The sequence below is a fragment of the Streptomyces sp. GbtcB6 genome (assembly GCF_019091475.1).
Lineage (GTDB): Bacteria > Actinomycetota > Actinomycetes > Streptomycetales > Streptomycetaceae > Streptomyces > Streptomyces hyaluromycini.
Genome location: NZ_JAGXJL010000052.1, coordinates 26,030 through 45,680 on the forward strand (window position 1 = coordinate 26,030; position 19,651 = coordinate 45,680).

The 19,651-nt window shown below is 70.5% G+C and carries 24 protein-coding genes and 4 pseudogenes; 11 read left to right on the forward strand and 17 right to left on the reverse strand.

What is annotated here, in order from left to right; genetic code table 11:
• Positions 1-104 precede the first annotated feature (104 nt).
• Positions 105-1,250, reverse strand: a complete 1,146-nt coding sequence (locus KVT45_RS45175) for an NAD(P)/FAD-dependent oxidoreductase (RefSeq protein ID WP_217555588.1) — start codon at positions 1,248-1,250, stop codon at positions 105-107.
• 234 nt (positions 1,251-1,484) lie between these two features.
• Here KVT45_RS45175 and KVT45_RS45180 point away from each other — a divergent pair, with 234 nt between their 5' ends.
• A complete protein-coding gene (locus tag KVT45_RS45180; protein WP_217555590.1) occupies positions 1,485-2,078 on the forward strand; it encodes a TetR/AcrR family transcriptional regulator in 594 nt (197 codons plus the stop codon).
• A 129-nt stretch (positions 2,079-2,207) separates the two neighbouring features.
• The gene (locus tag KVT45_RS45185; protein WP_217555592.1) at positions 2,208-2,900 is read left to right on the forward strand and encodes a hypothetical protein; all 693 of its coding nucleotides are present in this window, start codon (positions 2,208-2,210) and stop codon (positions 2,898-2,900) included.
• Between the two features lie 78 nt (positions 2,901-2,978).
• On the opposite strand, the pseudogene KVT45_RS45190 reads toward KVT45_RS45185, so the two are convergent.
• Positions 2,979-3,167, reverse strand: a pseudogene (locus KVT45_RS45190) (aldehyde reductase); the annotation flags it as partial.
• On the opposite strand from KVT45_RS45190, the pseudogene KVT45_RS57010 reads away from it, so the two are divergent.
• A pseudogene (locus KVT45_RS57010) lies at positions 3,168-3,362 on the forward strand (CopG family transcriptional regulator); the annotation flags it as partial.
• Positions 3,362-3,445, forward strand: a pseudogene (locus tag KVT45_RS57015) (DNA-binding protein); the annotation flags it as partial. The pseudogenes KVT45_RS57010 and KVT45_RS57015, both read left to right, overlap by 1 nt.
• Positions 3,446-3,543: 98 nt before the next feature.
• Here the strand turns inward: KVT45_RS57015 and KVT45_RS45195 are convergent.
• Positions 3,544-4,176, reverse strand: a complete 633-nt coding sequence (locus tag KVT45_RS45195; protein WP_089107186.1) for a DUF1345 domain-containing protein — start codon at positions 4,174-4,176, stop codon at positions 3,544-3,546.
• Positions 4,177-4,539: 363 nt separating this feature from the next.
• Positions 4,540-4,821, reverse strand: coding sequence for a hypothetical protein (locus KVT45_RS45200; protein ID WP_217555594.1), 282 nt, complete (start codon positions 4,819-4,821; stop codon positions 4,540-4,542).
• A gap of 592 nt (positions 4,822-5,413) precedes the next feature.
• Between KVT45_RS45200 and KVT45_RS45205 the strand changes: the two genes are divergently transcribed.
• The 5 genes from KVT45_RS45205 to KVT45_RS57020 all read left to right on the forward strand — a co-directional run bounded on the left by KVT45_RS45205 (position 5,414) and on the right by KVT45_RS57020 (position 7,023).
• On the forward strand, positions 5,414-5,740 hold the full coding sequence (locus KVT45_RS45205) for a hypothetical protein (protein ID WP_217555596.1): 327 nt from the start codon (positions 5,414-5,416) through the stop codon (positions 5,738-5,740).
• Positions 5,741-5,856: 116 nt separating this feature from the next.
• Positions 5,857-6,039 (forward strand): hypothetical protein, encoded by a 183-nt coding sequence (locus KVT45_RS45210; protein ID WP_150136313.1) that lies wholly within the window; start codon positions 5,857-5,859, stop codon positions 6,037-6,039.
• 5 nt (positions 6,040-6,044) lie between these two features.
• A complete protein-coding gene (locus KVT45_RS45215) occupies positions 6,045-6,383 on the forward strand; it encodes a helix-turn-helix transcriptional regulator (RefSeq protein ID WP_217555598.1) in 339 nt (112 codons plus the stop codon).
• A gap of 119 nt (positions 6,384-6,502) precedes the next feature.
• A complete protein-coding gene (locus KVT45_RS45220; RefSeq protein WP_254648300.1) occupies positions 6,503-6,841 on the forward strand; it encodes an ATP-binding protein in 339 nt (112 codons plus the stop codon).
• Entirely contained in the window at positions 6,838-7,023 is a 186-nt protein-coding gene (locus tag KVT45_RS57020) for a DUF6126 family protein (protein ID WP_089107190.1), read from the forward strand. The genes KVT45_RS45220 and KVT45_RS57020 overlap by 4 nt, the downstream gene beginning before the upstream one ends.
• 356 nt (positions 7,024-7,379) lie before the next feature.
• On the opposite strand, the gene KVT45_RS45230 is transcribed toward KVT45_RS57020, so the two are convergent.
• The 7 genes from KVT45_RS45230 to KVT45_RS45260 all read right to left on the reverse strand — a co-directional run bounded on the left by KVT45_RS45230 (position 7,380) and on the right by KVT45_RS45260 (position 15,165).
• Entirely contained in the window at positions 7,380-8,861 is a 1,482-nt protein-coding gene (locus KVT45_RS45230; protein WP_217555602.1) for an NADH-quinone oxidoreductase subunit C, read from the reverse strand.
• A 4-nt stretch (positions 8,862-8,865) separates the two neighbouring features.
• On the reverse strand, positions 8,866-10,464 hold the full coding sequence (locus KVT45_RS45235; RefSeq protein ID WP_217555604.1) for a proton-conducting transporter membrane subunit: 1,599 nt from the start codon (positions 10,462-10,464) through the stop codon (positions 8,866-8,868).
• Positions 10,464-11,156, reverse strand: a complete 693-nt coding sequence (locus KVT45_RS45240; protein WP_089107193.1) for a hypothetical protein — start codon at positions 11,154-11,156, stop codon at positions 10,464-10,466. The genes KVT45_RS45235 and KVT45_RS45240 overlap by 1 nt, the downstream gene beginning before the upstream one ends.
• Positions 11,153-12,109, reverse strand: coding sequence for a respiratory chain complex I subunit 1 family protein (locus KVT45_RS45245; protein ID WP_089107194.1), 957 nt, complete (start codon positions 12,107-12,109; stop codon positions 11,153-11,155). Before KVT45_RS45245 ends, KVT45_RS45240 begins: the two co-directional genes overlap by 4 nt.
• Positions 12,110-12,119: 10 nt before the next feature.
• On the reverse strand, positions 12,120-14,153 hold the full coding sequence (locus KVT45_RS45250; protein ID WP_217555606.1) for a proton-conducting transporter membrane subunit: 2,034 nt from the start codon (positions 14,151-14,153) through the stop codon (positions 12,120-12,122).
• The gene (locus tag KVT45_RS45255; RefSeq protein WP_217555607.1) at positions 14,150-14,632 is read right to left on the reverse strand and encodes an NADH-quinone oxidoreductase subunit B family protein; all 483 of its coding nucleotides are present in this window, start codon (positions 14,630-14,632) and stop codon (positions 14,150-14,152) included. The genes KVT45_RS45250 and KVT45_RS45255 overlap by 4 nt, the downstream gene beginning before the upstream one ends.
• A 182-nt stretch (positions 14,633-14,814) precedes the next feature.
• Positions 14,815-15,165 carry a metalloregulator ArsR/SmtB family transcription factor gene (locus tag KVT45_RS45260; RefSeq protein WP_217555626.1) on the reverse strand — a complete coding sequence of 117 codons (351 nt, stop codon included), beginning with the start codon at positions 15,163-15,165 and terminating at the stop codon, positions 14,815-14,817.
• A gap of 434 nt (positions 15,166-15,599) precedes the next feature.
• Between KVT45_RS45260 and KVT45_RS57025 the strand changes: the two genes are divergently transcribed.
• Together KVT45_RS57025 and KVT45_RS57030 are read left to right on the forward strand one after the other, a co-directional pair.
• On the forward strand, positions 15,600-15,800 hold the full coding sequence (locus KVT45_RS57025) for a hypothetical protein (protein WP_254648302.1): 201 nt from the start codon (positions 15,600-15,602) through the stop codon (positions 15,798-15,800).
• A gap of 179 nt (positions 15,801-15,979) precedes the next feature.
• The gene (locus KVT45_RS57030; protein WP_308311057.1) at positions 15,980-16,372 is read left to right on the forward strand and encodes a 2-phosphosulfolactate phosphatase; all 393 of its coding nucleotides are present in this window, start codon (positions 15,980-15,982) and stop codon (positions 16,370-16,372) included.
• A 10-nt stretch (positions 16,373-16,382) separates the two neighbouring features.
• On the opposite strand, the gene KVT45_RS58240 is transcribed toward KVT45_RS57030, so the two are convergent.
• The 6 genes and pseudogenes from KVT45_RS58240 to KVT45_RS58250 all read right to left on the reverse strand — a co-directional run.
• Entirely contained in the window at positions 16,383-16,586 is a 204-nt protein-coding gene (locus KVT45_RS58240) for a hypothetical protein (protein WP_308311058.1), read from the reverse strand.
• A gap of 42 nt (positions 16,587-16,628) precedes the next feature.
• Complete coding sequence (locus KVT45_RS58245; protein WP_308311059.1) at positions 16,629-16,796, reverse strand: hypothetical protein; 168 nt, start codon at positions 16,794-16,796, stop codon at positions 16,629-16,631.
• A gap of 50 nt (positions 16,797-16,846) precedes the next feature.
• On the reverse strand, positions 16,847-17,278 hold the full coding sequence (locus KVT45_RS45275; protein ID WP_217555609.1) for an ATP-binding protein: 432 nt from the start codon (positions 17,276-17,278) through the stop codon (positions 16,847-16,849).
• A complete protein-coding gene (locus KVT45_RS45280; protein ID WP_217555611.1) occupies positions 17,278-17,685 on the reverse strand; it encodes a pyridoxamine 5'-phosphate oxidase family protein in 408 nt (135 codons plus the stop codon). The genes KVT45_RS45275 and KVT45_RS45280 overlap by 1 nt, the downstream gene beginning before the upstream one ends.
• The gene (locus tag KVT45_RS45285; protein WP_217555613.1) at positions 17,682-19,415 is read right to left on the reverse strand and encodes a SulP family inorganic anion transporter; all 1,734 of its coding nucleotides are present in this window, start codon (positions 19,413-19,415) and stop codon (positions 17,682-17,684) included. The genes KVT45_RS45280 and KVT45_RS45285 overlap by 4 nt, the downstream gene beginning before the upstream one ends.
• Positions 19,416-19,441: 26 nt before the next feature.
• Positions 19,442-19,531: pseudogene (locus KVT45_RS58250) on the reverse strand (transcriptional regulator); the annotation flags it as partial.
• Positions 19,532-19,651: the final 120 nt, after the last annotated feature.

Below are 19,651 nucleotides of genomic sequence, written 5' to 3' on the forward strand. Positions count from 1 at the left end.
TGAGTACCGGCGCCCATTTTTCACCTAGCCGGCTGTGACGGATTTCCTGCAGAGCAGTCAGGAGACGAGAACGAGGCCAGGGCGCCGACCGGCACCGTGACACTTTAGTGCTGGGCGTCGTTGTTGCTGCCGAAGTCGGGTACCTCGGTGGACAGCAGGTGTTCGGCGCCGCCTTCGAGGGACTTGGCTGTCTCGATGGAGCGGGGGAGCATGGCCTTCTCATAGGTTCGGATCGCGTCGGCGACGGTGGCGGCGTTCGCGAGAGCGAGGGCGATTTCGCCGGCGTCGAGCATGGCGAGGTTGACGCCGACGCCGAGCGGGGGCATGAGGTGGGCGGCATCTCCGAGCAGGGTCACCGTCGGGTTGTGTTCCCAGGTATGCGGGACCGGGAGGGCGAAGATCGGGCGGTCGACGTAGGGACCGTCGTTTTCGGTGATCATCCGGCGCAGGCGAGGCGACCAGTGGGCGTACTCACCCAGGAGCAGGGCGCGGATGCCGTCGGTGTCCCCGCCTGTCAGGCCGCTCATGCTGATCCAGTCGACCGGAACTCGTCGGACGATGTAGACGCGGATGTGGTTTCCGCTGTTGCGCTGGGCGAACAGGGCGCGCTCGCCGTCGGCCGCGTGGGCGCTGCCCTGGCCGACCAGTTCGGCCAGGTCCGGGTGCCGGTTCTCGACGTCCGAGAACCACGCTTCCAGGAAGCTCACCCCGGTGTACTCGGGGACGGCGGGGGACACGGCCGGGCGCACTCGGGAGGAGGCGCCGTCGGCGCCGATGACCAGATCGGTCTGGATGGTCGTGCCGTCGGTGAAGTGCAGTTGCCGCGGCCCGTCGTCGGGTCCGCCGATCGTGTCGAGGGCGCGGCCCCAGTGCACGGTGCCCGGTTGCAGGGAGTCGAGCAACAGGTTGCGCAGCTGGCCGCGGTCGATTTCCGGCTTGAAGAGTTCGTGGGCCGCCGGGACTTCATGGGACGTGATCGTGCCGGTCGGGTCCATCAGGCGCATTTCCTGCCCTTCGGGGCGGGCGAGCTTGAAGAACTCGTCGAGCAGACCGGCTTCGCGCAGGGCGATCTGGCCGTTGTCGGCGTGCAGGTCGAGGGTGCCGCCCTGGTTGCGCGCGTCGGGGCCCCCGTCTCGGTCGTAGACGGTGACCGCTATGCCGCGCTGCTGAAGGATGCGGGCGCAGGTCAGTCCGCCGGGGCCGGCACCGATGATGCTGATGCGTGCCCGGGCGGGTTCTGGGGAGTTCATGGTTGTCCCTTTCGGTCGGCGAAGTGCGGCAGGCAGGCCGGGCGTCGTCGGCCTCGGCACCGGATGTGCCGCGCAGAGGGGCCTCTCAGATGAACAGGCCAGCGCGGTGCAGGCGTTGACCGGGCCGACAAGGATGTGCTGCTCAGTGCTCGCAACGCTTATAAAATCAGAGTGAGTAGAAAAGTGCAACGACTCTACTTAGTGACTAATTCGACTATCGGGTACGCTCCAGCCATGACCATGCCCTCTGCCAGCCGCCGCGACCGCAAGAAGGCGGCCACCCGGCAGGCGATCGCCGACGCCGCACTGGAACTCTTCCTGGAGCGCGGCTACGACCAGGTGAGCATCCGTGACATCGCCGACGCCGCCGACGTGTCGACCGCGACGGTGTTCAAGCACTTCAGCGGCAAGGAGGCGCTGGTGTTCGACCAGGACGAAGACCGCGAGGCACAGTTGATCGCCGCGGTGCGGGAGCGTCCCTCCGGTCAGAGCATCCTCGATGCCCTTCGACAGCACGTCCTGGACACCTGGCCGTCGATCGAGGCACATCCTCAGGCAGCCGAGTTCACCAACCTGGTGAACTCCACGCCGGTGCTGCGCGCCTACGCCGAACGCATGTGGACCCGGTACACCGACAGCCTCAGCGCGGCCATCGCTGACGAGTTCGGCGTTGACCACGACGACCTCTCATGTGTGGCGCTTGCCCGATTCGTACTCGAGATCCCGGTGCTCGCTCGCGGCCGGCAGGACCGCCGGGCCGCCGTCGACGCGATCTTCGGCATCCTCACCCACGGCTGGGAGCCGCCAAGCAGGCCGCCCGCGCAGTAACGCCTGGGCCGTTTCCCGGGCCCGACCTCGACATCCTCCCGTCATTCCTCAACGGAAAGCACCTCATTCTGATCCCGGTCCTCAGCGAGCCCGCGCCGGGGCTGGCACACTGAATCCGTGGTTCCGCTGATGACCGCGACCGAGCAGGCCGCGTCCTCATCACTCACAGGCGCCGGCGTGGTGTCGACCTGCGCACTGCTCTTCACCGTGGCGTCGTTCTGGTGGCTCAACGCCAGACAAGGGCACCTGAGGACGTGGGAGCCTCATGCCTTCGCAGCGATTGTCCACTCATCGACGACCCGTCTGCGGCTCCCGCTCGTACTTCATAACACCGGCCCCAAGCCGATAGTCGTACAGGACCTCATCCTGACTTTCCCTGACGACCCCGCATCTCACCTGCCGCTCCTGTGGGTGTCCACAGCGTCTCGCCTCCAGCCGGGGCCGGACGAGGATGCGAAGCTGCCGGCCGGCTTCGTCGTGCCCGGCAGAGAGGCGCAACAACTCTTCCTCGAGTTCGAGGCGCCGTTCTCCGGGTTCATGCCGGAAGCCCGTGACTACAAGGTCCAGCTGCAAGCCCGGGTCGGTCACCGCAAAGGGTGGCGCCGCCTGCTGACGTTCACCCTGCGGGCCGCCAACATCATCGATCCGAATCGCTACACCGTCTACAACAACGCACCGGTCGAGCTAACCAAGGAAGATCAAAAGAGGGCGGATGCCGCACTCCTTGAACTATTGGAAGAGCAAGGGGACGACTCCGCTCCGGGCGGCAGGAGACAGCGGGATTCTCCCCATGACGATGGCGATACCGGTACGAGCCGCTGATGCAGCACCAGCGACACCTGTCGCGCCGCGTCACCGGTTCGACGCATCTTCGGCGCGCAGGGCTGCCGCGTCGGTCGGTTACGAGCGGGTTTTTGTCCCGATGCCGTGGGCGAGGAGGCTCTCGGCAGTCTCCGCGATGGTGTCCTCGATGGGACGCGCTCGCCACCCGAGAAACTTCTCCGCCTTGGTGCTTGTGGCGTCGAGATCCCGGCCGAGCTGGTGCTTGAGCAGTCGCAGTTCCGGGTTCACGATGCCCAAAGTGCGTGAGCCAAAGCCCGCAGCGGCCTGTCCGCCTACGTCGCTGCAGCCGTGGCCCGGCAGATCGAACGCGACAACCTCAACGAACTCATCCAGGTCGCAGAGGCCGAGCACGATCCCGTCACGGACGAAGAGGTCCAGGCTCTGCGTGAGCAGTTCCACCAGGCCCGTCGGCAGCAGACGCAGGGCGGGGCCGACGCCGCGTGTCCCGCTCCCCCGCCGCGCCCGGCGGCACCCTGGTCCTGGACAGCGAGGGGCTGGCCAAGGCCGTCCTGCGCGACCGGTCAGCGCGACGCATGCTTCCTGCCCTGGACACACCGGCTCACGCCGTGCGGTCACCAGGCCCTGGGCAGTCGTGGCCCGGCCCTGCCCCGGAGTCTCCTCCTCAGCCGCTCACTATGCCCACGACGAGATTGATGGCGGTGGCGAGAATGCCGGTGCCGAAGACGTAGGACAGCAGCGTGTGACGCAGCACGATCGCCCGGATCGCCGAACTCGACACATCGGTGTCGGACACCTGATAAGTCATGCCGAGGTTGTAGCTGAAGTAGAAGAAGTCCCGGTACGCCGGAGGGTCGTCCGAATTGAAGTCGATCCCGCCCTCGGACTCGTAATACACGTAGGCGTAACGGGCGGCGTACATCAGATGCAGCGCGGCCCAGGCCGTGAAGACGCCGCACAGGGCGGTCGCCGCCGCCACATGGCCGGGGTCGGACTTCCCGCGCACGAGCAGCAGCACGATGGCGGCCAGTCCGCACAGGGCCACCGCGACCACCACGAGTTCATCGGTCACGGGACGGAAGTCCTCACGCCGTGCATTGCGGTGGGTGGCCGTGGCGTCCATCGGCCACAGCACCGCCCAGCCCGCCAGGACGAAGGACAGTTCCGTCGCGGCGATCGCGGCCAGTGCGCCCAGTGCTCCATCGGTCGCCAGCGCCACGGCCACGCCGACCACCGCTCCGACGATCGCCGCGCCGGTGAGGCGGGGCACGGCATCCAGGGGCAAGGAGCGTCTCATGCAGCATCACCGTAGCCCCGTCGCCGCCGGTCAGCGTGCTTCACGGCGTCTGATCGACACGGCGGGGCGCAGGGCCGTCCGAGAGGCGGTGGCGTTGCGGACGCTGACACCGGGCATGCGAGAGGTGTTCGAGCGGCATCTGGCACGGGTGACGGAACGCTCGCTGGGACCGTCGACGGCCACTCTCGGTACTCCGTCAGGTCCCCTGGGGCAAGGGCGGCCTGCCCCGCCCCCGCCGCGACGCCTGGCGGCGGCCAGTAGAACGAACCGGCCGTTGGCAGATGCCCTGCAAGTACGTGGCACAAGGGTGGTGTGCGGCAGGAAAACGGTGGGTGCGGCGACGTCAGGCAGTCGGCATGCCGGTCAGGTCTCGATCACGGCATCGCAGTCGGGGCAGGCCACGGATGCGTATTCCGCGGGGTACCAGGGCGCCCCCGGGTGCTCGGAGGGCTTCCAGCGGGTCGTCTCCATCGCGAAGGTGTCCCTGCCGCAGAGGGTCCTCGGTCCCGTCGCGGTGGGCGCCCCTGGGGCGGCGGGCGCCGCGTGCACCCTGCGGACGTGCCGTTCCTCACCGCTCGGCGTTCCCGGGGAGGAGTGCGTGGCCGCCGACTTGTCGAGCTCGTAGACGACGACGATTTCGCTCATGTCTCTACGGTAGGCGGTCGCGCGGCCGAACCGCCCGCAGCCTCGGGCCGGTGGCTGCGATCGGCAAGGTTCGGCGTCCAGCCCGGCGATCTCATCGTCCAGGGCCTGGTTGCGGCGGGCCAGGCGCTGTGGTGCCCAAGGTGGACAGGACCGGTCGTAGCCCGGCCGCAGCCGGGCCAGGGCGCGTATCAGCGCGGCTCGGTCCAGCCCCGCGACCTGGTCGCGCAGAATCGCCGGTACGGACACCCGGCCGACCCCGGACCGGGTTCGGCGCCTGGAGTGCGGGCCCTGACCGCGCTGGCGCGCGATGCTCAGCACCCGGATCGCCTCGACCACTGGTGGCGCCAGGACACCGTCGGTGACGACGTTGAAGGCTTCGAAGACGTCACTGTGTCGCCTGAGCGGGTCGCGTCTTCACCGTCCCAGCCGCACCTTCGAGCGTCCCACCCTCGCCGCCGGCCGACACCTCCTTGCCTGCGGCGGTGTCACCCGCTCTCAGCGTCCTCGTGCAAGCGCTCCACGGCTCCGGCGTGTGAGGCAGTGCGCCGGGGCCTGTAGCGAAGTCTGGCTGCGGGGGATGCAGGAGCGGAGAATGGTGGTGTCGGCCTGCTGGCTGATTTGGGCGGTGGTCGGATTGACGCAGCAGTATCTCGTCGGGGAGGCGTCCGTGCTCCTGGCGGAGTTGCAGGCAGCCGGCACCGATCCGGTGGCCACGAGGGAAATCGCGTGTCTGCGTCGCGAGGCGGAGATGGGTCCGGTCAGTCGGCTCGGCTGCGTGGCTCGGCGTGCTCTGGAGCTGACCGATGAACTGTGCCGGGACTCACTGCGGCGGGGCGATGTGCTCACTTTCGTCCGCCAGTGCGCCTGCGGGGCCGAACTGCGCGAGTTCTGCCTCTGTGCACAGCTGGCAGACGTTTGAAACCCGGAGTGCCCTCGCGAGACGGGGCGGCCGCGGTCAGCGGGACCTACAATTGAAGAGTTCTTCAATTAGCTAGTTGCATTGGTTGATAGATGATCGACGGTGTGGAGGTCGGGGTGGGAACAGTTGTTGAGGCGTTGCTGGCGCGGGTGCGGGCGGCCCGGGCCGCTCTGGCGGCCGCCCGGGAGGCGGAGGACCCCTATGCCGTCGCGGTGGCGCAGGACGAGCTGGATGACGCGGTCAGGTTCGCCCGCAGGCATGGGCTTGACGTCGAGGCGACAGAACTGGACGAGGGGTGATCGGGATGCCGGTTCCGCTGTACGAGGCGAAGGCGGAGTTCTTCCGGATGCTCGGGCATCCGGTGCGGATCAGGGTGCTGGAGCTGCTGCAGGACGGGCCGAAGCCGGTACGCGACCTGCTGTCCGCCATCGAGGTCGAGCCGTCGAGCCTGTCGCAGCAGCTGGCGGTGCTGCGCCGTTCCGGGATCGTCACCGCTACCCGGACCGGCTCCACCGTGGTGTACGAGCTGGCGGGCGGGGATGTGGCCGACCTGCTTGCCGCAGCACGCCGGATCCTGTCCGTACTGCTGGCGGGCCGGCAGGAGCTACTGGACGAACTGCGTTCCGCAGACGCGGCCCGGTGAGGGGCGGGCACCCGTTCCGGCCGTGGCGCAGACGCCGACCCGCGGCGGCGACAGAGCATGTGCCGTCGCCCGTGCGGCGCCACGTCGTCTCGATCCCGGTGGGGCCTGAGGCGGTGCGGATGGCCCGTGAGGCGGTGGCCGGACAATTCGGTGAGGCGGGCGTCGCGCCGGGTTCCGCGTTCGCCGACGCGGTGCTGCTGGTGGTCAGTGAGCTGGTCGTGAACGTGCTGCGCCACGCACCCCGGTCTCCGGTCACGGACGTCGCGATGACGGTCGAGGCGGGCCATCTGGTCGTCGGCGTCGCTGACGCCGAGCCGTGCCTGCCCGACCTCGAACCGGGCGCGATGGGGGCGGGACTGCAGCTGGTGGCCGAGCTGGCCGGCGAGTACGACGGCGACGTCAGCGCGGAACCGGCCAGGCGAACGTGGAGATCGCAGGACAGGGAGACGACATCGTGAGTGAGGAAGCCGGAGCGGCCGAGCCGCCGCCGAACACGACGCGCAAAGGGAAGGACAAGGACCGCGAGTGGCAGATCGAGCGCGGGGTCGTGATCCGGGCAGGCTTCTACATCTTCGGCACCCATCTGTTCGCCGGGTTCGTGTGGCTGCTCTTCTACCTCGGCGAGCATGCACACAAGTAACCACGTCGCCAGGGTTCCGGGCGCCCCCGAGAAACCCGTCATCGCCCCATGCCTGGGGCCGAACGGCCCTGGGCAACCGCCGGGGTACCGGTGAAGCTGTGGACCGGCCCAGCCAGTGGACGGACGTTCCTCTCCTGCGGGCGGCTGTCCCATAGGCCTCCTCCCCAGCGGACCACCCTGGGCACAATGTGAAGATTTCTTCCATTGACGTTGCTGTGAGCGGCGCGGATGACGGAGAAAGGAGTGCCGAGGTTGATCGCTGTTGGTCGCCACAGAGATGGAGCACCCGGTGCGGATCAAGGCCGACATCGTGACCGGATACCGGCTGGTGGGCGACGGCGCGGGTTCCTGACCGGTCACAGGTCGTTGCCCGCGTAGGACAGGTTGAAGCTTTTGTTGGTCAGCGGGAAGTCCGGGACGATCGTGTCGTTCAGGGCGACCGGCAGGGCGGGCCAGTTGAAGAAGGACGGGTCGACGGGCTTGACCCGGGTGAGAGTGCCGTCGGCGGTGAGTTCGACGCGGGTGACGATGGTGCCGCGCCAACCCTCGACCAGTCCCACGCCGGTGCCGGGGCCCGCGCCGGGCAGCGGGTGGGGCGCCAGCACCGCGGCGGGGGCGTCGAGTCCTTCGGCGAAGTGCTCGATCAGGGCGAGTGAGACCTCGATCTCCTGGGCGCGGACCAGGAAGCGGGCCAGGACGTCGCCGGTGGTATGGACAGGGATGTCGAGTTGTGGACCGTATGCGGTGAAGGGGTGCGCCACGCGGGCGTCGTTGGCGATGCCGCTGGCGCGCGCGACGTAGCCGAGGCAGCCGATCTCCCGGGCGGCGGGAGTGGGCAGGACGGCGGTGGCGGTGAAGCGGTCGCGGACGGTGGAGTGGCCCAGGGCGAGGTCAGTGATCTCGCGGATGTCCTCGCCGAGCGCCTTCAGCCGGGCTGGATCGGGCAGGGTGCGCAGGGCCGCGCCGCCCGGGAGGACGCCGCCGCGCAGCAGCCGGTGTCCCGTGACGTCCTTGTTGAGGCGCAGGAGGTGTTCGCGGATGCGCTGGGCGTGTGCGTTGAGGATTCCGTGCCCGACGTCGTTGCAGAGCATGCCGAGGTCGGCGACGTGGTTGTGGATGCGCTCCAGTTCCAGCAGCAGGGCGCGGGCGCGTTGTGCCTCTGCGGGAACCTGGGTGCCGGTGGCCTCTTCGACGGCCAGGCAGTAGGCGAGCGCATGGCCGACGGCGGTGTCGCCGCTGATGCGCTCGGCCAGCGGCAGGCCGGCGGCAACGCTGCGGCCCTGGAACAGTTTCTCGATGCCTTTGTGGACGAACCAGAGGCGGGCCTTGAGTTTGAGGATCGTCTCGCCGACGACCGAGAAGCGGAAGTGGCCGGGTTCGATCAGCCCGGCGTGTACCGGGCCGACCGGGATCTCGTACACGCCGTCGCCCTCGACTTCCAGGAAGGGGTAAGGGCCTTCCTGTTCGCCAAAGGTCGGCGGGGGGCCGGCGTCGGCGTGCATGGGGTACCAGCCGCGCGGCCAGTGGAAGTGGCGGACGAGGCGGCGGGGCAGGGGGTGGCCCTGGGGGACAATGCCGAACAGGTCGCGCATCTCGCGTTCGAACCGGCCCGCCGCAAAGGAGAGATGAGCCAGCGACGGCACTTCTGGCCGGTCGGAGGCGAGACGGACATTCAGCTCCACGCGCGTATCGGGCGGGCCGGAGGCGAACAGGTACACCACGCGCGGCCCGTCCTCGTCGATGTGCGCGGCGATCAGGGCGAGCCGATGGCCCTGGGCGAGCAGGTTCTCGGCATGCTGGGGCAGGGTGGCGGAGCTGCTCTGGTAGCTCTTGCGCATCGCGTCACTGGCCTCCGATCGCGTGGGCGGCGGCGTGCAGCAGGTCGGTGAGCGGGCCGGTGGCCACACCCAGGGCGGCGCAGGCAGCCAGCCCCAGTGCCAGGGGCCACACGGCCGAGGAGCTTTCGTGTGCCGGTGTTCCCGTTCCCAGCAGCATCCGGGCGGTGCGGGCGGCGAGCGCGGCGAAGGCCAGGAGCACGAGCAGCAGAGCCGCCGCGGTGACCCAGCTCAGGCCCGTGCCGGCGGCGAAACCGGCCCGGGCGATGCCGAGTTCGGAGGCGAAGAGGCTGAAGGGCGGGAAGGCCATCAAGGCTACGGCCGCGAGTCCGAACGCCCCTCCCAGCGACGGTGTTCGGGCGATCAGGCCGCGGACGCGTCCCATCCGGGTGGTGCCGGTCAGCTGGAGGATGCGGCCGGAGGCGCAGAAGGCGACGGACTTGGCCAGTCCGTGGCCGGCGATGTGCAGCAGCGCGGCGGACAGGGCGAGGGGGCTGCCGATCGCCGTGGCCAGGGCGATCAGGCTCATGTGTTCCATGCTGGAGTAGGCCAGCATCCGCTTGTAGTCGCGCTGGGCGAGCAGCAGGCCGGCCGCGAGGGCGAGAGTGAGCAGCGCGATGGCGGCGAGCAGGACGCGGGTGAAGCCGGTGCCGAGGGCGGCATCCGCGATGACCCGGTAGCGCAGGATCGCGGTGAAGGCCACGGAGAGCAGGACCCCGGACATGAGCGCGGAGACCGGCGCGGGGGCCTGGCTGTGGGCGTCGGGCAGCCAGGCGTGCAGAGGGACCAGGCCGGCCTTGGCGCCGAAGCCGAGGACGATGAGGGTGATGCCGAGGCGGGTGACCGCCGGGTCGAGGCGGTCGGCGTGGGCGACGAGGGTGGGCCAGTCAAGGGCCCACGCCTCCGTGATACCGGCCTGCCGGGCCGCGTAGTAGATCAGCACGGTGCCGAGGAAGGCCAGCGCGATACCGGCCGAGCAGATCACGACGTACTTCCAGGCGGCCTCGACCGAGGTGCGGGTGTGGCGGTGGCCGACGAGGAAGGCGGTGACGATGGTGGTGGCCTCGATGGCGACCCACAGCACGCCGAGGTTCGCGGTCAGCACGGCCAGGCACATGGCCGCCAGAAAGGCCTGGACCAGGACGTGGTAGCGACGTACGGTCCGCTCGCTCGCCCGCCCGGCCTCCCGTTCGCCGCGCAGATAGACAGGGGCGCTGCCACAGGCGATGAGCGCGACGGTACCGATGACCAGGAGCATCCAGACGGTGAGTGCGTCCGCGCGCAGCAGCCCGGAGTACGCGGTGCGCGGGCCATCGGCAACGACATCCGCCGCGAGCAGGCTGCCACAGGTGAGGATCACGGCCGGTGAGACAAGAGCGACCCAGTCCGTCGGATACCGCTTGCGCCTCGTCGTAGTGGGCACGAGTGCCTGTTGCACCAGGACGGAGCCTTGTGCGGATGCCCGCTTGCGGGCCTGGGTGAACACCGTGGCGAATGCTGCGGCGGGCGGGCGGGCGCGGGCTCCGCTCAGCGTGTACGCCCCGGCGACCAGCAGTGGTGCGGCGGCGGGTGCGGTGAGCAGCAGGGCGGAAGCGGTGGGGCTCATCAGTCGTGCAGCTCCCGCAGGTCGTCGATGTCGGTGGTGCCGAATGCCTCGCGCATGCGGGTGGTGAGGATCTGCAGCACCAGGACGGCCAGCAGTACGTCGAAGGAGACGCCGAGTTCGACGATCAGCGGCACCCCGGAGGTGGCGAGGAACGCGGTGGCGGTGATGCCGTTGTCCAGCAGCAGGAAGCCGACCACCTGGGCGAGGGCCCGTCTGCGGGTCACCAGGACGAAGAAGCCGATCAGGACGACGGCGAGGCCGACGGGTAGAGCGCGCGTGGCGGGCGTCGGGTTCAGCTCGGTCAGCGGGCGGGCCACCGCGTAGGCCAGCAGGGTCAGCAGAGCCGCGGTCAGCAGCGAGGCGGCGACATTGACCAGGGGCTGCGTCTCCCTGCTCTCCGCTACCGCCGTGCCGTACCGCTGCCGGTCGGCGGTGATCGCGGCCAGCGCCCGGCGCATCAGATACGGCAGGACACCCGCTCTGAGCAGGCCGATGCCGATGCCCACACCGATGAGGTCCCAGCGTTGTTCGTGGGCACCGAGAAGCACGGCGAGGGCGGCGAGCGCGATGCCCTGGAGGGCGAAGATCCGGACGATGACGGCCAGTTCGCGCACCCACAGCACGAGCACGGCCGCCAGCAGGAAGAGGCCACAGGCCAGGTCGAGGAGCTGGGTGTAGAGGCCGCCGTTCATGAGGCTCCGGTCAGGAAGTACGAGGCGGTCACCGCGAGGAGCGCCAAAAGGAAGGATCCGGCGAGGAGTTCGGGCACGCGGAACAGCCGGACCTTGGCCCAGAACACCTCGGCCGCCGCCAGCACCGCGCCCAGCAGGACGAGTTTCGCCGCGAGCAGCACCAGGGCCACGGCCAGCGCGGCCCAGGAGCCGGTGGTGGCGATGCCCCAGGGCACGAACAGAGAGGAGAGCAGGCCCAGGAGCAGGGTGAGGCGCATCTGGGCGCCGAGTTCGACCAAGGCCAGGTCGGGGCCCGCGTACTCCAGCACCATCGCCTCGTGGATCATGGTCAGTTCGAGGTGGGTGGAGGGGTTGTCCACCGGAATCCGCCCGGTCTCCGCGAGTACCGCCACCGCGAGCGCGGCCACGGCCAGGAGCCCGGCCGGGGAGGCGAGACGAGCCGGTTCGTCGACGGCGCCGGTGACGATGGCGGGGATGTTGGTGGTGCCGGCCGGAATCGACAAGGCGAACACCGACAGCAGGATGGTCGGCTCCACCAGGGCCGCGACCGTCATCTCGCGGGAGGCACCCATGCCACCGAACGCGGTGCCGGTGTCCAGGCCGGCCAAGGCCAGGGCCAGCGTGCCGAGCGCGATCAGCGACACCACCACGATGAGATCCGCGTGCCCGCTGACGGGAGTGTCGGTGGACAGCAGCGGCACGAGTGCGGCAGTGACCACGGTGGTGGCGACCAGCAAAGCGGGGGCAGCCCGGAAGGCGGGTCCGGTGCCGGCCGGGGTGATCGGTTCCTTGCGCAGCAGCTTGCGGGCGTCCCGCCAGGGCTGAAGCACCCCGGCCCCGGCCCGTCCCTCCAGACGGGCCCGTACCTGGCGCATCCACCCCGTCAGCAGCGGCGCCCCGGCAGTGACTGCCACGATCTGGCCGGCCACAGCCGTGTATCCGACAGCGTTCATCTGTTCGCTCTCACCAGCCAACCGCCAGGATCAACAGAAGGACGACCAGTCCGGCGAAGCCGTAGCCGAGGTAGAGGTGAACGCTGCCACCCGCCAGCCGCCGGGCCGCCTGCCCGGCACCGGCCAGGGACCGCAGCACCGGTTCATACAGCCGGTGCTCGATCCGGTCGGGTACCCGGTGCTGGAAGCGCACCCGTTCCACCAGGTACGCCGACTCCCGCACCGGGGTGACGTCCACGTCCTGCTCGGGTGCGAGGACGTCGTCGAAGACCCGCTGCAGAGGTTCGGCGAACGAGGTTGCGGTGTAGGCCATGCGCGGGGTCGGCGCCCCGCCCCCGCAGTCCCACAGCCGGGCGTTCACCCGACGCCGCCGCCGTCCGTACAGCCGGGGCAGGCCGACGGCCAGCGCGAGCGCGGCCGTCAACGCGGCTGCCACCCACAGCGGGGACAGCGTCGCGGAGACGTCGGTGAGCCGCACCTTGAGCCCGCCGCCCGACACCGCGCCGCTGCCGGGAAGACCGACCGCGTCCACGGCCCGGTCAAGGCCGTCGCCCAGCAGTCCCGGAACCAGGGCCAGAGCCGCACACCCTGCCCCGAGCAAGGCCATCGCGGCGAGCATCAGCCGTGGTGCCTCCTTCGCTGCCGCCGCCTGCGTGCTGCGCGGCCGGGCGAAGAAGCCCACCCCGAGCGCCTTGACGAACACAGCCGCGGCGATGCCCGCAGACAGTGCGATCAGTGCCACCGACAAGGGCAGGACGACCGCCACCGCGACGCCCGGCACTGCCAGCCCATGGATCATGGACTGCAGCAGCAGCCACTCGCTGACGAATCCGTTGCCCGGCGGCAGCGCCACCGCACCCAGCGCGCCCAGCGCGAACAGCCCGGCGGTGACGGGCATGGGCGCGCGCAGCCCGCCCATACGGTCCAGGTCCCGCAGGCCGGTGGCCCGCACTACCGACCCGGCCGCGCAGAACAACAGGGCCTTGAACACGGCGTGGTTGACCACGTGCAGGAGCGCCGCAGCCAGCGCCAGCGCGGCCAGCGGCCGGTTTCCGTAGGCGACGAACAGCCCGGAGGCACCCACCCCGATCAGGACCAGGCCCATGTTCTCCGAGGTCGAGTACGCCAGCAGGCGCTTGAGATCGGAGGCCATCGCCGCCTGCAGGATCCCGTACACCGCGCTGGCCCCGCCCACCGCGATCAGCCCCAGCCACCACCAGGCCGGACCGCCGCCCAGCAGGTCGAGGCCGGTGCGGACGAGGCCGTAGATGCCAAGGTTGACCATGGCCGCGCTCATCAACGCCGAGACGGGGCTGGGTGCTTCGGGATGCGCACGCGGCAGCCAGGCGTGCAGCGGCACGGCACCCGCCTTCGACGCGAATGCGAGCGCGACCAGGACGAACACCAAGCCGCGTACCGTCGGCGACACGGTGTGCGCGCCCGCCCGCAGCGCGGCGAAGGTCTCCCCGCCTGTCTGCGCGGCGAACAGCGCTAATCCCGCCAGCAGCAGCACCAGGCCGAGGTGGGTCATCACCGCGTACCAGATGCCGGCTTGCCGCACTGAGGCCCGCTCCCGGTGCTCGGCCAGCACCAGCAGCAGCGACACGAGTGCCATCACTTCCCACAGGGCCAGGAACGTGGACACAGATGCCGCGACGGGCACCAGCACGAGGGTGAGCGCGAACAGCGGCAACACGGCCTGCGCGGAATGTGAGCCGAGCCCATGGGCGCCGTGCCCGGCCGCGTACCCGATCCCGTACACCGCGACCGCGGCCACGACGGCCCCCGCCACAGCCATGAAGAGGCCCGCCAGCGCGTCCACCGCCACATGCGCCCCGGCCAGCGGAAGCAGCCCGGGGAAGGCGGCACTCCAGCGGCTGCCGCTCAGTGCGGCCGCGCCCGCCATACAACCGCCCGCCCCCACACCGGCCGTCAGCACGCCGACGACCGGAACACGCAGCCGGTAAGGCAGCGCGCACCCGGCCAGCGCTCCCGCGCCGGCCAGTGCGGTGGCCGTCGCGAGGGCGGCCGGGATCACGCTCACCGTCCCGTCACTCTCCGGAGTGCGGCGATGATCTCCTCCGGCTCCGGCGGACACCCCGGGACCTGGAGATCGACCGGTACAACGTCGGACACGGCGCCCTCGACGCCGTATCCGCCCGCGAACTCCCCGCAGTTGATCGCACAGTCTCCGACCGCCACCACGAGCCGCGGCTCGCCCATCGCCGCGACGGTGCGCCGCAGCGGCTCGGCCATGTTCCGCGTCACCGGCCCGGTCACCAGCGCCACGTCCGCATGCCGGGGCGAGGCCACCAGCCGCGCCCCGTAACGTTCCGCGTCATACACCGGGTTGAAGGCCGCCGCGATCTCGATCTCGCAGCCGTTACAGGATCCCGCGTCCACACACCGCACCTGCACCGAGCCGCCCAGCTCCCGTGCCTTCTCGGGCACGTCGCCCTGCGGGCGCGGTGGCGCGGGCTCGGCCACCTGCCCGGTGGCGCGGATCTTGCGCAGCAGACCCATGAACCCTCCCTGAGACGGTGAGGACCTCTCCGCAGGGGACCAACCGGCCATCCCGCGACCAGAGTTACGGCACTTTTCCAACGCTTTGCCCCGATGGGCAATGTCTGTGAAGGCGGCCGCCTCCCGGCACCAGAGAGCGCTGTCAACTCTCCGAGGAGACGGCCGCCGTCCTGGGGCCGCCGCTACGACGGCGGCTTCGCCTCCCCCTGCGCGGCCTGCAGGTCGGCGAGGAGTTCGGCCTGCCCGGCCAGCACGCCGGACAGGATGCCCCGTGCCACCCGCAGCAGCTCCGCGAGGTCTGGGCTGGCCAGCGAGTAGTACACGTTGGAGCCCTCCTTCCGGGTCCGCACGAGGTTCGCGCGCCGCAGCACCGCGAGCTGCTGGGACAGGTGCGCGGCCTCGATGCCCACCTCGGGCAGCATCTCCGCGACCGCGTGCTCGCGCTCGCTCAGCAGCTCCAGGACACGGATGCGGGCCGGGTGGCCGATGGTTTTGAAGAATTCGGCCTTCAGCTGGTAGAGCGGCGTACTCACCTGGCCGCCTCCTCCCCCGTGCAGCAGCACGGCACCACCGGCCGCAGCTCGGCGCATCGCATCCACCTACTCGTCAAGAACATGCGACCCATCCTCGCCTGCGGCACCGGCCAGGCCGAAACCGCACCGGAGGAGAGGACCGCCGAATCCACCAGTGATGACCTCAGGAATTGCTAACATTAGCAATTCCTGAGGTCTTGTGAGGAGGGTTGCGTGAGAATCACCCCGCTTCGCGGCAGTGGCGTCGCCTGGTTCAAGTGCCCCGGCTGCCGTCTGAAGTGCCGGCCCACCGCCCTTGCTCCGGACGGCAGCTGTCCGCGCTGCGGCGAGTCCCGCCTGCTGAAGTTGGCCTTCGGAGGCCGTGCCGATCAGCCGGCCCTGTATCCCCGCCAGGGATGAACCCCGCACGGCAAGCGGAGCCGGGGAGGGATGCGATGGGCGACTGGGATCTCCAGCCCGGCAGTGGAGTCTGCTTCGAGTGGGGCCCCACCGGCGCGCGACGCCTCGCACTGGAGGCGGCCTGCCTGGTCATCGTCGACGTGCTGTCCTTCAGCAAGTCGGTGAGCGTCGCCGTCGAGACGGGCATCCGCGTCCTGCCGTTCTGGTGGCCGGACGGCTCCGCGGCGGATGCCTAGGAGGCTGCCGCCGCGTATGCACGCCGGCGGGGGCACGGCTGGCCGCCCATCGTCTCACCGTCACCCCTCCGCGACCCCGTGGTCCCCCTCCCCCGCGCACCTGCGCGCCGCGCCCGCCGTGGCCCACCTGGTCACCGGGCAGCGCGTCCATCGCCGCCGCCGCACGACCGGAGATACGGGTGATCGCCGCCTGCCTGCGTAACGTCACCGCGGTCAGCAGCCGACTCGTCTACCGCGGCTACGGCAGCCCCGAACACCCCGTCGCGGTGATCGCCGCAGGCGAGGGGTGGCCCGACGGGAGCCTGGGTCCCGCGCTGGAAGACCTGCTGGGCGCCGGCGCCCTCATCTCCCGGCTTGGCTCCCAGGGAGCAGGTCCGCTGTCCACAGAGGCCGCGGCCGCGAAAGCGGGCTTCGAGGGCACCGCCGACCTCGCCCACGCGATCAGCGCCAGCGCCTCCGGGCGCGAACTGACCGTGATGGGGTTCGCCGAGGACGTGGCGATCGCCACCGAGGAAGACTCCTCCACGCTCGTGCCCGTCCGGGACGGCGACAACGCCTTCGCGCCCGGCTGAGCGGGGTAGGTCACCCGGCGCTCGGGGCACCGGCAGGCCAGCCGGTGGTCTGCCACGACTGGCGTGCCGCGGCCGGTTCCCCCGGCTGGATGCCGTGCGCGGCGAGCGCGGCGGGCAGGTCGGCGTGGACCAGAAACAGCGGGTCGTCACCAGTGGGGACGAGGGATCCGTCGGCGGGGATCGCAGCCGGCTCCAGGCTGCTGCCCGCCCGCACGAGCAGGCGGGCAGCCTCGATGATCGCCAGCTGTCCCTCGGCCTACCAGCCGCGCAGTTCGGTCAGGTCTACGACGACCGGACCGGTGCCGCGGGCCAGCGCCCGGCCGACGGCACCGGTGAAGCGACGCGCGGCGTCCGGGCCCAGGTGGCCGGCAACCGAGAGGATGTCCAGATCACCCTCGATGGTGTAGCGCCACTCGATGGTCATGGTCGTCAACTTCCTTGCGCGGTCAGCCTGTCGGGTCACAGGAGGCGGGCTCAAAGGGGGAGGGTGATCCAGATGCTCTTGCCCTTGCCGTCGGCGTCACCCCGAACGACCGCAGTGCCGCCCAGGCCGAGAGTGAGCTCCATGACGGTGGCCAGACCACTCGGCCCGGTGCCGGTGCCGGTGACGGACGCATACAGCGACGGCTGGTAGGGGTGGCGGTCATGTACGGCGAAGGCCAGAGTGTCCGCGCTGGCCGCGTAGATCACGGTCACCTGCGGGGAGAGCACCGCGGCGTGCCGGACACTGTTGGTGACCAGCTCGCTGAGAATCAACAGGGCCGGGCCGACGCTGGGATGACGCAGGTTGATGCCCCACTCGGCCAAGGCCTGCTCGGCGGTCTGACGGGCCGTGCGGACCGCGGATGGCAGTGTGGGCAGCGTCAGCACATGCCGATGGGGCAGGGCCGCGAGCCGGGTGCTCATCACGCCTCCGCGCGGGCGAGGCGGAAACCGCTCACCGTCTTGGGGTGCAGGCGCAACAGGGTGTCGTGCGGGCCGTGGGACCAACCCGCCAGCGTGCGCTGGTAGTGGGCGGCCTCGTTCGGATCGGTGATCACGTCGACCGGGCCGGTGACAGTGACGCTCCAGCCGGTGCCGGTCGCCGCGCGGACCTCGTCCACGTGGTACGTCGCGGTGGCGGGGATCGCGGCGGCCGGTGCGGGAGCGCGTACCACCAGGCGGCCGTACTCCCATGTGTGCCGGCCGGGCCGGATGACGGTCATCTCCCGCTGGGGGTACACCAGCCGCCCCAGCTCGCTGCCCTCCAGCAGCCACAGGGCCTCGGCACCGGAGACCTCGACCATGCGCAGGGCTGCGGGCGGAGTGCTCATCCGACGGTTTCCTCTGTTTCCTCGCTGCTGGGCTGGGACATCCGGGGAGAAAGGGCCGGCATGACTCCGGCGCACTCCAGGTGAGTGCGGGCGCCCTGGATCGCCTCCGGGGTGGTGGCGTACTCGCGCCCCTCCAGGCGCAGCAGGTCCAGCGCGCCCACGGAGTCCAGGACCTGGCGCTGACCGAGGCGTATGCCGGAGGTCATGACGACGATGCCGCGCCGGTCGAGTTTCTCGACCGCATCCTTGAGGACGAGGGCTCCAGTGGCGTCCATGGTGGTCACACGGGACATGCGCAGGATGACGACGCGGACATCGGCGACCTCGGCCAACTCCAGGAGGAAGCGGTGCGCGGCGGCGAAGAACAGCGGGCCGTCGATGCGGTAGGCGACGATGTGCTCGGCGAGCAGCGCGTGCTCCTCGGCGCTGTGGTCGCCGCGGTCGAGCGGGACCTGGTCCAGGCGGGCCTGCTTGGCCACGGCACGCAGGGCGAGGGCGCCCGCGACGACCAGGCCGATGATCACGGCGTACACGAGATCCAGGACCAGGGTCGCGACAGCGGTGAGCACGAGGACCAGAGCATCCGAGCGGGTGGCCCTCGCCATCGCCTTGAGCGAGCCGACCTCGACCATGCGGATCGCGGTGGCCAGCAGCACGCCCGCGAGCGCGGCCAGCGGGATCCTGGAGACGAGGGGCGCGGCCGCGAAGACGATCACCGCGAGGACCGCGGCGTGGATGAGGGCGGCCAGTCGGGAATTCGCGCCGGTGCGGACGTTGACCGCGGTGCGGGCGATCGCCCCGGTCGCGGGCACGCCACCGAACAGCGGGGCGGCGATGTTGGCCAGGCCCTGGCCGAACAGCTCCCGGTCCGGGTCGTGCTTCTGGCCGACCGTCATACCGTCGGCCACCGAGGCCGACAGCAGCGACTCCAGAGCGGCCAGCGCCGCGACCGCGACGGCGGGAGCGAGCAGGGAGCCGAGCGCGCCTGCGTCCAGGAAGGCGAGGGACGGCGCGGGCAGCCCGGACGGCAGGTCACCGATCGGCTTCGCCGCGTCCAGGCCGGCCACCTGGGCCACGACGGTGGCCGCGATCACCGCGAGAATGGAAAACGGGACGGTGGGCCGCCAGCGGGCCCCGATGAGCATGACAGCGGCAACGGCCAGGGCGAAGGCGACGGCGGTCCAGTTCGGATCCTTCGCGAACTCCTCCAGCGCGCGCCAGGTCACCACGAGGACGCGGTCGCCCTCGGGCTTGGGCACCCCGAGCACGTTGGGGACCTGCTGCAGACCGATCACGCAGGCGATGCCGAGGGTGAACCCCTCGACCACGGGCGCGGGCACATACTGCATGTACTTGCCGGCCTTGAGCAGGGCGAGCGCGACGAGCATCACGCCCGCCATCAGCCCCACCGTGAGCACCCCCGTCGGCCCGTGTGCGGCGACGATCGGCACGAGCACCACGGTCATCGCGCCCGTCGGCCCGGACACCTGCAGATTCGATCCGCCGAACACGGCGGCGAGCGCACCGGCGACGACCGCAGTCGCCAGTCCCGCCTCAGCGCCGAGCCCGGAGGAGACGCCGAAGCCGAGCGCGAGCGGCAGCGCGACGATCGCAACCGTCAGGCCCGCGAGCAGGTCCCGGCGCGGGTCGCGGCGTATCTCCGCCAGATCGCTACGGCCAGGCAGCAGCGCGGTGATCCGGCCCCGGATCCGGGTGATGGCGGACGTCATCGCGCGGCGACCTCGGCTTCCCGCAGCTCGGCCAGCACCTCCAGCACCTGGATCCGTACGGGATGCCCCAGCATCCGGAAGAACTCGGCCTTGGCCTGGTACAGCGGAACGGACACGACCCCTCGACTTCCCCGACAGCGCCCCATCCGGGGCCAGGCAGCGGCTGTGGCCACGCTACTTGCAAGCACAGCGACTACAGCATCTAACCAATTGCGAAATTTTGCAATTCCGCATCC